Origin of the sequence: Flavobacterium sp. 9AF (assembly GCF_902506265.1) — a bacterium.
Taxonomy (GTDB): Bacteria; Bacteroidota; Bacteroidia; order Flavobacteriales; family Flavobacteriaceae; genus Flavobacterium.
Window position 1 is genome coordinate 1,561,763 of the sequence record NZ_LR733556.1, and the last position, 16,399, is coordinate 1,578,161.

Annotated in this window: 10 protein-coding genes and 2 tRNA genes; 3 read left to right on the forward strand and 9 right to left on the reverse strand. The window is 30.8% G+C overall.

Features of this window, described 5'->3' with window-relative positions:
* Positions 1 to 18: 18 nt before the first annotated feature.
* From HALO113_RS07300 to HALO113_RS07320, 5 genes are read right to left on the reverse strand one after another with little or no spacing between them, the layout of a single operon-like run.
* Positions 19 to 1,485 carry a glutamate synthase subunit beta gene (locus tag HALO113_RS07300; protein WP_159778394.1) on the reverse strand — a complete coding sequence of 489 codons (1,467 nt, stop codon included), beginning with the start codon at positions 1,483 to 1,485 and terminating at the stop codon, positions 19 to 21.
* Positions 1,486 to 1,489: 4 nt separating this feature from the next.
* Positions 1,490 to 5,995, reverse strand: coding sequence for a glutamate synthase large subunit (gltB, locus tag HALO113_RS07305; protein WP_159778395.1), 4,506 nt, complete (start codon positions 5,993 to 5,995; stop codon positions 1,490 to 1,492).
* Positions 5,996 to 6,054: 59 nt separating this feature from the next.
* Positions 6,055 to 7,182 (reverse strand): lipopolysaccharide assembly protein LapB, encoded by a 1,128-nt coding sequence (locus HALO113_RS07310; protein WP_159778396.1) that lies wholly within the window; start codon positions 7,180 to 7,182, stop codon positions 6,055 to 6,057.
* Between the two features lie 6 nt (positions 7,183 to 7,188).
* Entirely contained in the window at positions 7,189 to 8,487 is a 1,299-nt protein-coding gene (locus HALO113_RS07315) for a M56 family metallopeptidase (RefSeq protein ID WP_159778397.1), read from the reverse strand.
* Positions 8,480 to 8,845, reverse strand: coding sequence for a BlaI/MecI/CopY family transcriptional regulator (locus HALO113_RS07320; protein WP_159778398.1), 366 nt, complete (start codon positions 8,843 to 8,845; stop codon positions 8,480 to 8,482). The genes HALO113_RS07315 and HALO113_RS07320 overlap by 8 nt, the downstream gene beginning before the upstream one ends.
* A 115-nt stretch (positions 8,846 to 8,960) precedes the next feature.
* Between HALO113_RS07320 and HALO113_RS07325 the strand changes: the two genes are divergently transcribed.
* Positions 8,961 to 9,461, forward strand: a complete 501-nt coding sequence (locus HALO113_RS07325; RefSeq protein WP_159778399.1) for a DUF456 domain-containing protein — start codon at positions 8,961 to 8,963, stop codon at positions 9,459 to 9,461.
* A gap of 43 nt (positions 9,462 to 9,504) precedes the next feature.
* Here the strand turns inward: HALO113_RS07325 and HALO113_RS07330 are convergent.
* The 4 genes from HALO113_RS07330 to HALO113_RS07345 all read right to left on the reverse strand — a co-directional run bounded on the left by HALO113_RS07330 (position 9,505) and on the right by HALO113_RS07345 (position 13,547).
* Positions 9,505 to 9,578, reverse strand: a tRNA-Asp gene (locus HALO113_RS07330).
* A gap of 242 nt (positions 9,579 to 9,820) precedes the next feature.
* Positions 9,821 to 9,894 (reverse strand) — tRNA-Asp (locus tag HALO113_RS07335).
* Between the two features lie 86 nt (positions 9,895 to 9,980).
* Entirely contained in the window at positions 9,981 to 10,907 is a 927-nt protein-coding gene (locus HALO113_RS07340; RefSeq protein ID WP_159778400.1) for a DUF58 domain-containing protein, read from the reverse strand.
* Positions 10,908 to 10,934: 27 nt separating this feature from the next.
* On the reverse strand, positions 10,935 to 13,547 hold the full coding sequence (locus HALO113_RS07345) for a tail fiber domain-containing protein (protein WP_159778401.1): 2,613 nt from the start codon (positions 13,545 to 13,547) through the stop codon (positions 10,935 to 10,937).
* 119 nt (positions 13,548 to 13,666) lie between these two features.
* Between HALO113_RS07345 and HALO113_RS07350 the strand changes: the two genes are divergently transcribed.
* Entirely contained in the window at positions 13,667 to 14,368 is a 702-nt protein-coding gene (locus tag HALO113_RS07350; protein ID WP_159778402.1) for a LytTR family DNA-binding domain-containing protein, read from the forward strand.
* On the forward strand, positions 14,365 to 16,353 hold the full coding sequence (locus HALO113_RS07355; RefSeq protein WP_159778403.1) for a tetratricopeptide repeat-containing sensor histidine kinase: 1,989 nt from the start codon (positions 14,365 to 14,367) through the stop codon (positions 16,351 to 16,353). The genes HALO113_RS07350 and HALO113_RS07355 overlap by 4 nt, the downstream gene beginning before the upstream one ends.
* The last annotated feature ends 46 nt before the right edge of the window (positions 16,354 to 16,399 follow it).

Consider the following 16,399-nt stretch of genomic DNA (forward strand, 5'->3'; position numbering starts at 1 on the left):
AACTAATATAGCAAAATATTATACTCGTGGTAAATCATTTTCATCTTTTAACGGTAAATTAGAATTTCCCATTAAAAATTTATCAATATGGTAGGCTGCCTGACGTCCTTCAGAAATTGCCCAAACAATTAAAGATTGCCCACGTCTCATGTCGCCTGCTGTAAAAATACCTTTTACAGATGTAGCATAATCTTTTGTCGTTGCTTTTACATTTGTCCTAAAATCCATTTCGACACCGAATTGTTCAGCTAATGTTTTTTCTGCTCCCGTAAAACCTAAAGCAAGTAGAACTAAATCGCATTCCCATTCTTTTTCTGTATCAGCAATTTCATTTAACTGTGGAGGTTGTCCTGGAGTAAAAATCCATTCCACCTCAACTGTTTTTAAACCTGTGAGATTTCCATTTTTATCTGCTAAAAATTCTTTGGTTGAAATACTAAAGAAACGCTCTACTCCTTCTTCATGTGATGATGTCGTTTTGAGTTTCATAGGCCAATAGGGCCAAGGTTGATTTACCGGCCTACCTTCTGAAGGTTTCTTTAAAATCTCAAAATTTACTACTGATTGAGCTCCATGACGATTACTTGTTCCTATACAGTCAGAACCTGTATCACCTCCTCCAATAACTATAACTCTTTTATCCTTTGCCGAAATAATTTTGTCAAAATCAACCAAACCGTCAACAAATTGGTTATTTAATTTTAAAAAATCCATCGCCTGATGAATTCCTTTCAAATGAATTCCTTTAATGGGCATGCTCCTTCTTTCGGTCGCTCCACCACAAAGCAAAACGGCATCAAAATCTGCTTTAATAGTTTCTACACTTATGTTTTTACCTACATGTGCATTGGTTTCAAAAATTATCCCTTCTTCTTTTAATATTGCCAATCTTCTATCGATGATTTTTTTTTCTAATTTAAAATCGGGAATCCCATAACGTAATAAACCGCCTATTTTGGCATCTCTTTCAAAAACCGTTACCCAATGTCCTGCTCTGTTTAATTGTTGAGCTGCGGCTAAACCTGATGGGCCAGAACCAATAATAGCTATTTTTTTATTAGTTCTATTCTTTGGTGGTTTTGGTGTAATCCAACCTTCTTTAAAAGCTGTTTCAACTATATTTTTTTCAATATTTTCTATAGTTACTGGGTTTTCATTAATTCCTAACACACAAGCTTCTTCACATGGAGCGGGGCACAATCTACCTGTAAATTCGGGAAAATTGTTTGTAGAGTGTAAAATGGCAGCAGCTTCTTTCCATCTTCCTCTATACACCTTATCATTAAAATCGGGAATTAAATTTCCTAAAGGACAGCCACTATGACAAAAGGGTATGCCACAATCCATACATCTTGCACCTTGTGTATTTAAATCTTTTTCAGCTAAAGGAATGGTAAATTCTTTATAATTTTTAAGTCTTTCTTCTACTTTTAAGTAGCTTTCATTTACTCGTTTATATTCTAAAAATCCGGTTGGCTTTCCCATACTATTATTGTTTTACGAGGTTTTCTTGTTGTATTCTGATTAATGCTTGTTTATATTCTTCAGGGAATACTTTTATAAATTTATGCAATTCATTTTCCCAATTTTCTAAGATTCTTTGAGCTAAAGGACTCATTGTAGCGTTATAGTGATTTTCAATTAATTGCTTTAGTTCTACTATATCCTCTTCCAAAACTAGCGGATCTAAATTTAATCCTTCCGTATTACATTGTTTTTCAAAAGTTCCTTTTGGATTGTAAACATATGCAATTCCTCCACTCATGCCTGCTCCAAAATTTCGACCTACTTGCCCTAAAATGACAGCTCTTCCACCCGTCATATATTCACACCCATGATCTCCAATTCCTTCAACAACAGCTGTTGCTCCAGAATTTCTTACACAAAAGCGTTCACCAGCTTTCCCATTAATATATACCTCACCCGAAGTTGCGCCATATAAAGCCACATTTCCAATAATGATATTTTCTTCAGGTACAATCGTTGCTTCTTCTGGTACTTTAACAACTAATTTTGCGCCTGACAATCCTTTCCCTAAATAGTCATTAGAGTTTCCGTTAATTACTAAAGTTAATCCTTTAGTTGCAAATGCTCCAAAGCTCTGTCCTGCTGAACCCGTAAAATTTATTTTAAGTGTATTTTCTGGAAGACCTTGGGAACCGTAAATTTTAGAAATTTCATTACTCAAAACAGCACCAAAAGCTCTATCTCTGTTGGTAATTTTTGATTCTAATACGGTTTTTTCTTTCCTAAATAAAGCAGGGTGTGCTTGACGAATAATTTTAAAGTCTAATGATTTTTCTAAATGATGATCTTGCGATTCTGTATGATACAACTTAGTTCCTTCAGGCACTTCCACTTTGTGTAAGATTGGAGATAGGTCTAATCCCAATGCCTTATAATGCTTAATCGTTTTATTTCTATTTAATTTTTGCACTTGACCTACCATTTCATTCACTGTTCTAAAACCCAGTTGTGCCATAATTTCTCTTAATTCTTGTGCAACGAAATACATGAAATTGACTACATGTTCTGGTTTTCCTTGAAATTTTTTTCTCAATTCAGGATTTTGAGTAGCGATTCCAACTGGGCAAGTATTTAAATGACAAACACGCATCATCACACATCCTGAAGCTACTAAAGGAGCCGTTGCAAAACCAAATTCTTCGGCACCCAATAAACAAGCAATAGCTACATCACGACCTGTTTTTAACTGCCCATCACATTCTAAAACCACTCTATTTCTAAGGTTGTTCATGACCAATGTTTGTTGAGCTTCAGCTAAACCTAACTCCCAAGGTAATCCTGCATGTTTTAAAGAAGTCAATGGAGACGCTCCTGTGCCACCATCATGACCAGAAATTAGAATAACATCCCCTTTTGCTTTGGCTACACCAGCTGCCACGGTACCAATACCCACTTCAGAAACTAATTTTACATTAATTCGTGCTTCTCGATTAGCCGACTTTAAATCATATATAAGTTGCGATAAATCTTCAATTGAGTAAATATCATGGTGTGGTGGTGGAGAAATTAAACCTACATAAGGTGTAGAATTTCTCGTTCTTGCAATTTCAGGATTTACTTTCGGTCCTGGTAATTGTCCTCCTTCACCTGGTTTAGCTCCTTGTGCCATTTTTATCTGAATTTCAGATGCATTGGTAAGATAATTAGAAGTAACTCCAAACCTTCCAGAAGCTACTTGCTTTATAGCTGAATTTTTCCAATCCCCATCTACATCTCTATAAAAACGCTCTTCATCTTCGCCTCCTTCACCAGAATTACTTTTACCACCAATTCTATTCATTGCAATAGCTAAGTTTTCATGTGCTTCTTTGCTAATAGAACCATAGGACATCGCACCTGTTTTAAATCTTTTTACAATTTCTGTCCAAGGTTCTACTTCTTCTAATGGAATTGGGTCATAATTTGTAAATTCAAACAAACCTCTTATCGTCATTAATCTTTTTGATTGTTCATTTATAATTTCTGAATATTCTTTAAAAGTATTATGTTTATTACTTCTAACGGATTCTTGTAATTTTGCTACAGACAAAGGGTTGAAAGCGTGTTCTTCTCCGTTTCTTCTCCATTTGTAATCGCCTCCAAATTCTAGTGTTAGCTCAGCATCAATATCATTTTTTTCGTAAGCTTTTTTATGTCTTTTAGAGATTTCATTTTCAATTTCTTTTAATCCAATACCTTGTATTCTTGTTATAGTATTTGGGAAATATTCCTCTACAATTTTGGTATTCAAACCAATACACTCAAAGAGTTGAGCTCCTCGATAAGAGTTTAAAGTTGAAATTCCAATTTTGTTCATCACTTTTAGAATTCCCATTCCAATAGCCTTATTGTAATTTTGAATAGCTTGGATATAATCAATGTTTTCAATTTCTTTATTTTGAACTTGATTAAAAACAATTTCGTTAACAATATAGGGATTGATCGCACTAGCTCCATAACCAAACAACAAAGCAAAATGATGTACTTCTCGAGGTTCGGCTGATTCTACAATAATACTTACTTTTGCTCTTTTTCCTATTTTATATAACTCGTGATTTACATAGGAGCAAGCTAGCAAGGCGGGAATTGGTGCTAATTTATTAGTTACTCCTCTATCAGATAAAATAATAATATTACCACCTTCATCTATCGCTTTGGAAGCCGTTTCAACTAATTTCACTAATGCTCTCTCTAATTCATTTAACCCTTTTCCTACTTCATATAATATAGATATGGTAGTTACAACAAAATCTGGATTATTTGAATAGTTCTTAATTTTATCTAAGTCATGTTTAGAAATTACCGGATTTTGAATTTTAAGCTTTCTACATTGATCTTCATTAACTTTGAAAATATTTGTATCACTTCCAAGTGTCAAACTAATATCTGTAATTAATTTTTCACGAATACCATCTAAAGGCGGATTAGTAACTTGAGCAAATAACTGCTTAAAATAATTGTAAATTAATTGTGGCTTTTGAGACAAGACAGCAATCGGTGCATCATTACCCATTGACCCTATTGGCTCTTTACCCGTTTGAGCCATTGGCAAAATAATCGTTCTTAAATCTTCTTCAGTGTAACCAAAAAGAACTTGTCTTTTTTCGAGGCTATCTTCTTTGTGTTTAATAGGCCCTTTTTTAGCAGGAATATCTTTTAAGTGAACTAAATTCTTTTCCAACCATTTTTTATAGGGATGTTTAGAAACAATTTTCTCTTTAATCTCCTCATCATTTACAATTCTTCCTTGATTCATATTAACCAAAAACATCTTTCCTGGTTCTAATCGACCATGACGTTCAATATTTTTAGGATCAATATCGATAACTCCCGTTTCAGAAGACATAATAACGTAACCATCTTTGGTAACCGTGTATCGAGAAGGTCTCAATCCATTTCTATCTAAAACAGCTCCTATATAATTCCCATCTGTAAATGGGATTGATGCAGGACCGTCCCAAGGTTCCATAATACAAGAATTATATTCATAAAACGCTTTCTTTGCTTCTGACATGGTTGGATTTTTCTCCCATGCTTCTGGAACAAGCATCATCATTACTTCGGGTAAAGAACGACCTGTCATTAATAACAATTCTACCATCATATCCATCTGTGCAGAATCTGATTTTCCAGGTAAAATTATTGGAAATAAACTTTTTATTTCTTCACCAAACCATTCACTCTCCATCAATTCCTGTCGTGATAAAGTTCTTGATACATTTCCTCTCAACGTATTGATTTCTCCATTGTGACACATATATCTAAAAGGTTGTGCCAAATCCCATGTAGGGAAAGTATTAGTTGAAAATCTTTGATGTACAAGTGCTAATCGTGTTACCAACAATGGATCTTGTAAATCTTTATAGTAGAGTTTTATGTCTTCTGGTATTAAAAGTCCTTTAAAGATGATTGTTTTTGTAGATAAACTTGGTAAATAAAACTTTTTACTTTCCGACAATTTAGAACTATTGATATCGTGTTCAGCTTGTTTTCTAGCTGTAAACAGTTTTAAGTTAAAACTAAAGTCGTCTTGTTTTTTATCTTGTTTACCAATAAAAATTTGTTTAATATAAGGTTCAGTTTCCGCAGCAATTCTTCCTATTACCGAAGTATCTACAGGAACTTCTCTCCATCCTAAAACTATTAATCCCTGTTTTTGTATGTAAAACTCTAATCTTTGAATACAATATGCTCTTTGATTTTCTTTTTTAGGTAAAAAAACATTACTTACTGCATATTCCCCTTCTTTAGGCAAATGAAAATCACATTTTTGAACAAAGAAATCATGTGGAATATCTATTAGAATACCAGCTCCATCACCTGTTTTACCATCAGCACTTACAGCACCACGATGTTCTAACTTTTCTAAGATCTCTAATGCTTTGTGTATGATATCATTTGATTTATTTCCTTTTAAACTACAGATAAAACCAGCTCCACAATTATCGTGTTCAAATTCTGGTAAATAAAGCCCTTGTTTTTTTAGCATAGTTGTCATTTTTAGTTGATTTTTTTAACCCTTTCACTACTAAATTATAATTAAGAATTTTAATAATAAAATATCATAGAACGACTATTGTCTTCTAGCTGAATTAATCGTTGCATTATGTAGCCTCTTTTTTCGTTTGACACTTCAGGGAATTGTTTTAAAAAATCTTTATAATTTTGAATTGTTTGCTTAGAACTATTTCCTAAAAAATCTTTAATAGCAATTAATTGATAATTAGCTTCTAAATGATTCTTATCTTCTTTCAAAGTCATATTATAATAATAAACTGCTTTTTTAAAATCTTCATCCTTCTGAAAAAAATATGCCATATAAAAATATTCATTTTCGAAGGAAAACTTTTTCAATTCTATTACTCTTTTAATATCTTCTTCAGCTTTTTCAGGAAAACCTAAAAATCCATTACATTTAGCTCTAAACATAAGATAATTAGGCTCTTCATTTCCATCTAATAATTTAGAAAACAAATTAATACTTTTTTTATATTCTTTAGTTTCATAATAAGAAATAGCTAATTTTTCAATTATAAATTCATCTTCATATCCATATTCAATTAACTTTTCGAAATCCTCAATAGCAAATAAATAATTATTCAAAGCAAAATATAATTGCGCTCTCAATTTAAGCATATCAATATCTCTTATTTTGTTGTTCAAGAATCGGTTACATATATCTTTGGCTTCTAGGAATTTTTTTTCGTTTGTAAGAAGAACAGCCAATCTATAGTTACTTTTTAAAAATAAAGAATCACAAGCTATACTTCTTTGATAAAATAATTTCGCCTCAGCAGTATTATGCTGCTTTTCTAAGACATAACCTAAATAATAATTAAACAAGGCATTAGGTTCAAGATTTACAAGTTTTTTGAAAAACATTTCAGCTTCTTTAAATCTTGATAATTCTAATTGCAATAATGCATAATCATAATTAACCGCTCTATTTAGCGAATCTTTCTTTAAATAATCTTTATAATAATCAGAAGCTTGGTCATAATTACCTTTAATTTGCAAAGCCTTTCCAATTTTATAAAACTTAACCGGACTAATCTCTTTTTTATATACATTAATAGCTTCATTTACAAAACCCAAAGATAAAAGACTATCTCCCTGCTTGATGTGTTGTGAATAAACAGTTTGAACAAGTGTAAAAAAGACAAATAAAATTCTCATTTACTTCTATATTAGTTTGAATGTAATTGGAAGGCCGTATCTTACATTTACACACTTCCCTTTTAGTTTTGCAGGAATAAATTGAGGTAGAATTTTAATTAGCCTGATTGCTTCTTTTTCTAAAAGCAATCCGTTTTTTGGGCCTTTCGCCATAATATCGGTAACATTACCTTCCTTATCAATAATAAATTGAACATTAACACGTCCTTGAATATTTCCTTCGGCAGCCATTTCAGGATAAGTAAAATTTTTCATTATGTGCAAATTCATTTGTTCATTAAAACACTTTAGAACAACTTCTTTACCTGCCTTTTCACAATCTTTAAAACGAGGCGCTTCATCTACTTCTCCAAATTGAACAAAAGAAACTATGGTGTCATTATCAAGCCAAGAAGATTCACTCTCTCTATTTGAATTCGATTTTCTGTCAAGTAAATGATTTTCATCATCATTTTCAATACATCTTGAAAACAACAATATACTCAGAAACATCATTGGCACAACTAATACGTACTTAATTAATGCTTTTTTGGGAGATTTTGATTTTTGTAACATAAAAATTCTTTTTTTGATTAAAGACTTATTAAAAAAATTATTTGTAATAGACCAATTTTTAAGTTGAAACATTTGATTTAAAATAGTCTCAAAATATCTACCTTTATCATTTGACACCACTAATGCATCAGCCTCAAATTCATGAACTTCTGCTAAACTATTTTGGTACACTTTTAATATTGGATTAAACCAAAATAAAATTGAAGCTATTTCTAAAATTAACAAATCGAAAGAATGCTTTTTTAATCGATGCACTAATTCATGTTTTAGAATAGTTTCTATATCATCATTATTTTTTCCAATAAAAACAAAATTTAAAAATGTAAATGCTTCATAAGGCTGTTCGTGTAGGTAGATTTTATTTGACTGATACATTATCTCTTCAGATTCTGACTTTATCTTCCATATTTTAAATATTTTAATAAAAAAAAGAATGGCAGAAAGAATTAATCCCAATAAATAGAAATAGAAAAAAAGGTTATTTGTTTTTAATTCATTTTGTACTATTGATGTGATTTCATATTTATTAAAATTAGACAAAACAATCTCATTTAATTGAATTACTTGATTGCTATCGCCAAGATTTGATACAGAAATAGTAGGAACAACAAATGAGAAAAAAACAGAACCTAAAAGATATAATCTATTATATAAGAAAAAAGTTTCTTTTCTAAACAACAAGTAATAAATACCTAAAAAAAGGATTTGAATGAGTGTAACTTGAAAGCTATAAGTAATAAAACTATGCATCTTTTTGCTTTTTAATTTCCTTTAATAAAAACTCCACATCTTCTAGATCAATATTATTTTTCTTTACAAAAAAAGATACCATATTTTTAAAAGAACCTTGAAAATAATTCTCCACGAGTCTATTTAAAGAGCTATTACTATACTCCGTCTTTTTTACAATTGGGAAATAAATATATCCTTTACCTTCTTGCCTATGTTCAACAAATTTTTTTGTTTCTAAAATTCTAATTATAGTTGACACAGTATTATATGCAGGTTTAGGCACAGGAAACAAACCAATGATATCTTTGACACTAGCTTCTTTTAATTCCCATAAAACTTGCATAACCTCTTCTTCTGCTTTAGTAAGTTGTTTCATATTTAATTCAACTAAGTTTTTAGTTTATAAAAACAAATATAAACTAATTTTTTAGTTGTAACTAATTTTTTAGTTAAAAATATTTTCATTACATTTAATACTTATAAATTTTTATATGGAATATCTTTTATTAGTTTTTGGTGTAATTTGTATGATTACAGGAATAATAGGAAGTTTTTTACCCGTTTTACCTGGCCCACCTATTAGTTGGATTGGAATTTTACTACTCTATTTAACTCCAGAAATAAAAACAAATTACTGGATTTTAGGCATTACACTTACTATTGCATTAATAATTAGTGTTTTAGATTATATTATTCCTGCCAAAGGAACAAAACGTTTTGGAGGCAGTAAATATGGTATTTGGGGTACAAATATTGGATTGGTAGTAGGTTTGCTCGCACCTATTCCGTTTGGATTTATTATAGGGCCTTTTCTAGGTGCTTTTATTGGCGAATTAATATATGATAAAAAAGATCATAACCGAGCTTTAAAAGCAGCCACAGGATCCTTTATAGGTTTTTTAGCTAGTACTTTTATGAAATTTTTGATTTCCACAATTTATTTTGGTCTCTTTGTCGTAATTGTATGGAAAAATTGGGAAGTCTATTTTTAAACATAAAAAAAGCACCTTTTAGAGGTGCTTTTTTTAAAATTAGCGGTCTGGACGGGACTCGAACCCGCGACCCCATGCGTGACAGGCATGTATTCTAACCAACTGAACTACCAAACCTAATTTTATAATTTAATACTGATTTAACAAATTCCTTAAATTAACATCAATATTTTAATATTTTCAATAAAAACAAAGTCGTTTAAACAAAAAAGCCATCCACCTTAAAGGTGAAAAGCTTTTCATCGGTCTAACTACTAAACCATTCCGATGTTACTCGGAACTAAACAACACAACTATTTTAGATGCTTTTATGGGGCAAAAAAGCATTTCGATTTCTCGAAATGCTTCTCCCAATTAAGCGGTCTGGACGGGACTCGAACCCGCGACCCCATGCGTGACAGGCATGTATTCTAACCAACTGAACTACCAAACCAGTGCCTTATTGCGAGTGCAAATATACAACGCTTTTCTAATCTTGCAAATATTTTTTAAAAAAAAATTAAAAAAAATATTCAAAAACTAACCAAACCTTTGTTTTTCAACCAAATATGTAGTTAAAATTTTTTCGAAATTTTTTCCTACCTCAACAGGAACATATTGAATTTTATATTGCAAACAGGTATTTTTTATTTTTTTAAAATATTCATGAACTTCTTTCTCGTAATTTTCTTTAATATTTTCAGCAAATAGCTGTACGGTATCACCTGTTTCTACATCGATAAACTTCCTAGGTGTATTGCTAAAATCAAAATTAAGTTCAGTCTTTTTATCATAAACATGAAAAACAACTACTTTGTGTTTATTATGTTTTAAATGTTGTAAAGCTTTAAAAATTTTTTCTTCTTGTTCGTATTGGAACATATCTGTAAATAAAATAACCATAGATCTTCTATGAATATTTTCTGCAATTTGATGTAAAAATTTAACTGTATCTGTTTGTCTGTCTTTAGTTTTATTTTGAAGCAATCCTTCTAATACATTCAAAATCATTCTATGGTGTCTTTCGCTTCCCTTTTCGTTTGCATAAAATTCATAATCATCGGAATAAACACTCAAACCAACCGCATCACGTTGTTTTTTTAAAAGGTTCATTAAAACTGCAGAAGCTAATACTGAAAATCCAATTTTATTTTCATAAAAATCTTCTCCTTTTTTCAAAATAGGATAATGCATTGAAGAAGAATTATCAATTACCAAATGACAACGTAAATTAGTTTCTTCCTCGTATCTTTTGGTATACAACCTATCGGTTTTCGCAAAAAGCTTCCAATCAATATGCTTAGTACTTTCTCCTGTATTATAAATTTTATGTTCCGCAAATTCTGCCGAAAACCCATGAAAAGGGCTTTTATGCATTCCTGAAATAAATCCTTCCACTACTTGGTTAGCAAGCAATTCAAGATTTTTAAAACTGGTTATTTTTTCTAGTTGAGATTCTATCTTCATAAGGTAAAGATAAGAATTTACAAACGTTTACTCTTTATCCTTAAGTAAACTTTCTATTTTGGATAATCTTTCCTCTAAAGATTTAATTTTGTTTTGTTGTTCTTGAATCATAATTTGTTGCTCTTGAACCGCTTTAACCAATGGAACAACAAATTCCGCATACCGCAAACCATAATAATCTGTATCATTTTTAGGCTTATCAATTCCTGAAAAAACAAAACCTAGTTCATTTGCTACAGCTTCTACTTCTTGCGCAATGAATCCTGTTTGGATTTCTTTCTTTTTTTCTAGTTCAATTTCAACTTTACGAATGGTATCTGGTGTTTTTAGATAACCATGAATAGCATCCAAATCTAAAGAATAAGTCACCGGTTTTAATTGAGTTACAAAAGCCAATCCTGGAACATTTTCTTGGATATTCTTTTTAAAACGCTTGTCTGAAACATTTGTCCAATTCGCAAAACCACCAATACTGGTTACACCTGCATCTCCCATTCTAATTTGATTATTAGCACTCACAACCGTAGCGTCACCTATAGCTACAGAATTAGAGTAGTTTCCAGAATAAAAAGCATTAGCACCAAGAGCAGTAGAAAAAGACGCACTAATATTTTCATGCAAAGCATTAGAACCAATAGCCGTATTTCGATTCGCTGAAGTAGCGCTAAACAAAGACTCCACTCCTAAAGTGGTATTTGTAATTCCAATTTTTCCAGAAACTACATTATTTCTTTTAAAAATTAAATCTTGAGCATCTGTAGTTCCAATAAAATTAATAGTAGCATTTGTTCCTGCATTTCCTGTTGTTTTCCAAAATGAAGTACCTAATCCAGTACCAGCATCAACCCAAGAAGTATTACCAACACCATCTGTTTGAATAATTTGACCCGCTGTTCCTCTGCTCAAAGGCAAGATATAGCGATCACCTAATCCTAACCCAATGGTTACGCGTCCTAAAAAACTAGCAGCATAACCAGAAAGACTTGGAACACTTATATCCAATCCATAGTGGGTTCCACCACTACTGCTAGGTATGTACACACCATAACCTACTTTACTTCCACTTCCTGAATAAGACGTATCAAAAAAAGTATAGTGCCCATACATCGTATTACTACTATTGCCTCGCATGTAGGTTCTAGAACCATAAGAATAAGCTGAACCACTAGAAACAACTTCAGTATAATAACCATATTTATTACCAGAGCCATTAGCTATTGTTAAATAATTACCATACTTTTCTCCTGTACCACTTCCTGACAAATACATATAATCTCCATAATGGGTTCCATTTCCAGAATTAGAATTTGTACTATATCTATTATATAATACATCCCCTGTATTACCTGATATGGTGTTATTAAATAATTTTCTAGCACCAAGCGTATTACTAACGGATAATGTTGCATTGATTGCATTTATTTCATTTGTACCTGAAACATCTAATGGGTAATTGGCTATATTTTTACCAATTGCCACATAGCCTAATCGATAAATATTATTATTAATATCTGTTGGCGAGCTTGTGCTTCCTTCTTCAAACCAATCTGCATCAGTAGAAGGAGATTGCCATGTAACATTTCCATTTCCATCTGTTTGCATAACTTGCCCATTGGTTCCACGAGTTAAAGGCAAAATATAATGATCAGTATCCAATGAAGTGTCTCCAATTGAAACCCTTCCAGAAAAATAACCAGAATAACCCGTTGTTAAATTTCCAACATAAGATTGAACACCATATTGGGTACCTCCACCAACTGATGGAGGAATAGAAACTGAATATCCGTATTTATCACCTGAACATATTGTTGTTGTAACATAATCAAAAGTCACATTGTGACCATACCAGTTACCCGTACCCGAATTATAATCTGCACTAAATCGTGTATAAGACCCATATCTATCTCCATTATCTGTTCCAGTGAAATTATTATCCAAACCAATACCTGCTCCAATAAAACTATTCGCTGTTCCTATTTTCCAAGCGTTTGCATTTTGAAAATCATTAAACAAACCATATTGACCTCCATTAGCTGTAGTATTAAAAATGTTATACAAACCATATTTAAAACCAGTACCCGTACCAAAAATATTATTCTTTAAAAAGGTAAAATCATTATTAGAAGGTCCTGTAATAGTGTTTGACAATCCTACTCTTTCAGAGGCATTTGTCGAGGCACTTAAACTCAAATTCAAATTAGTTAGTGCATCTGTTCCAGTAACTTCTAGCGGATAATTAGCCGTGTTTTTACCAATAGCTACATTGCCCAAATGATACATATTGTCATTAATTGTTGTAGGAGAAGATGTACCCCCAACAGTAAACCAATCAGCATCTGAAGCCCCTTTAATTGCAATCCATGAACTAGTTGCATTGTCCCAATAGTAAAAACCAGGAGCATTTAACCCAATAGTAGTTGTTAAATACACCATCATTCCTTGTTGAGCAATGGTAGGGTTTATTGCAGGAAATGCATCAATTTTAGGAATCAACAATCCATCCTTATTTGTAGGCAGAGCCTGATTACTTGATTTTATTTCTAGTTGTGCATTGGGGGTTGTAGTATTAATCCCTACTTGAGAAAAAATAAATTGGATCCAAAAAAGGAAAATAAAAAAAAGAAATGGTTTATTTAACATAGCAGTTATTTTCAGACAAAAATATTTTGAAATCATCAAATTAAATTCTAAAATCGACAAATAACATTTTAAATAGACCAATGAAAAAAAATTGTACATTTGAGTTATAGATTTTTAAAATGAATAACTTTAAATGCATTATAGTAGATGACGATGAGATAGATAGATTAACCGTCTTATCATACGTAAAGAAATTTAAAAATTTTGAAATAGTAGGTGTTTATGATTGTGCCCAAAAAGCTTTAGATCATGTTGACGATTCAGTATCCGTTTTATTTCTTGATATAGACATGCCTGGAATTAATGGCATAGAACTTAGAAAAAAACTCAGCACAATTCCAGTTTGTATATTTATAACTTCTCATCCGGAACATGCTGTTGAAAGTTTCGAATTGGATACGCTAGATTTCATCATTAAACCTTTAAAACTAGACCGTTTTACCCAAACAATAAATCGAATTGAAGAATTTTTGGAAGTTAGACACAAGGCTTCTCTATTTGAATCGTCTATAGGTGGTGATGTCGTTTACATTAAAGATGGTCATGAGCAGATCAAGGTTAAACTTCATGATATTTTATATTTAGAAGCATTAAAAGATTATACTCTTTTAGTTACACCACAAAAAAGGCATTGTGTTTTATCAAATATTGGCTCTCTCTTGAAAGAACATCACTTTCAATCCTTTATAAGAGTACATCGTAGTTATGCAGTTCAAAAGCAATTTATTGAAAAAATTAGCACTCAGGAAATAATACTTAGAAATAATTTTCCTATTCCTATAGGAAGAAGTTATAAAAATGATTTGAAACAACTTTTATGAAAAAGATATTCTTATTTATTGTTTTTACTATTATAAATGTGTCTTTCAGTCAAGTACCAAAATCATTTGACTCATTAGAAATTTATGTAAAGAATCAACCAATTGACACAAACTATGTAAAAGCATTAAATAGTTATACTTTTTTTAAGGTGAAGCAAGGAAAATTTAATGAAGTAGATTCATTAATAAAAAAGATGGAAGTGCATTCCAAAAAATTAAAATACATAAAAGGCGATTATTTAACTATTAACATGAAAGGTGTGGTGGCATGGTCAAATCAAAAGCCAGAGGTTGCATTACACTATTTTCTTGAAGCAAAAGTTTTTTTAGAAAAAAATAATATGTCAAAGAAAAACCTACAGTTTTTATTAGAAAATATTATGTCTACTCAAAACCAAATTGGGGATAGAGAAAAAGCTACAGAAACTGCATTTGAAATTATTCGCTTACAAGACAAACACAAATTAAATCCTATTACAAGTCCTTATATAACTATTGCTCAAAATCTAAAGCTACATGGTAAACATAAAGAAGCCATTAGTTATATACAAAAAGCTATCGCAATTAATACAAAAAATGAAAATTATTCTGGATTAGGAATTGATTATAATAGATTAGGTAATATTTATGAAGATTTAGGAGAATATCAAAAATCTATTGCAAGTTTCAAAAAAGGTATTTTTTATGCCCAAAAAGATGAATATGTTCTTTTAGAAGCTGAATTATCTGTTAACATAGGAAGGTTATATAAAACAATAAAAGATTATAGTAATGCTGAAAAATATTTATTACTCGGTGAAAAACTATGTAGAGAAGTAAACGCACCTCAAACCTTATTAATTGCTTGTTCCGATTTAGGATCTTATTATTTAGAAAAAAATGATATTGAAAAATCTTTCCTTTTTTTTAATGAAGCATATCAATTAGCCAATGAAGCTGAAGATTACAAATTTCTTCTAATTGCTGCTGAAAACCTTTCAGAATATTATAAGACAAAAAATGAGAGTGCTCTTGCCTATCGTTATTTAAAAGAAGCCTTCATCGCAAAAGATTCAGTTTTCGATTTAGAAGTTGCGGACAAAACCGAAACATTATTGAGAGAATATCAAAACGAGTTAAAAGAACAAAAAATAAAGAATTTAACAATTGAAAATGATATTAAAAATTTAAAAATAACTTCTTCTAATAAACAAAAAATCTATTTAAGTATTGGTTTGTTATTATTAGCTTCTATTGGAGGGATATTATTTTATCAAAATCATCATAGAAAGAAAACCAATTTAAAATTACAATACTTAAACGCAGAATTAGATGAAGCGAATAAAACAAAAACACAATTTTTAAGCATTTTAAATCATGATTTAAGAAGCCCAATTAGCCAATTGATTCATTTTTTGCATTTGCAAAAAAACAGTCCAGAATTATTAGATGACGAAAGCAAAAAACGTCTTGAAACCAAAACTATTTCAGGAGCAGAAAATCTTTTAAATTCTATGGAAGACATATTATTGTGGAGCAAAAGCCAAATGCAAAACTTCAAACCACAACCAAAAACCCTAAAAATTGAATCTGTATTTTTAGACATTAAGAATCATTTTTCAAGTTTTGAAAACATTTCTATTACCTTTCAAAACGATTCAAATTTAGAAATTCATACCGATGAAAACTACCTTAAAACTATAGTTAGAAACTTAACGGGTAATGCGATTAAAGCGGTCAAAAACAAAGAAACTCCTTTTATATTGTGGAAGGCATGGAAAGAAAATGACACATTCTTTCTTTCTATAACAGATAATGGTGATGGAGCGAGTTCAGAAGAATTCAAAGCATTATATGACGAAAAAGAAATTGCAAGTATTAAAAATGGATTAGGCTTACATTTAATAAGAGATTTAGCGAAAACTATAGCATGTGAAATTGTTGTAGAAACCCAAAAGAACATAGGAACAAAAATTATTCTTAAATTAAAAAAAGCAAACAGTTAGGTCTGTTTGCTCAAAAAATGTTTCTTTTTTAGGATTTCATTTTTAT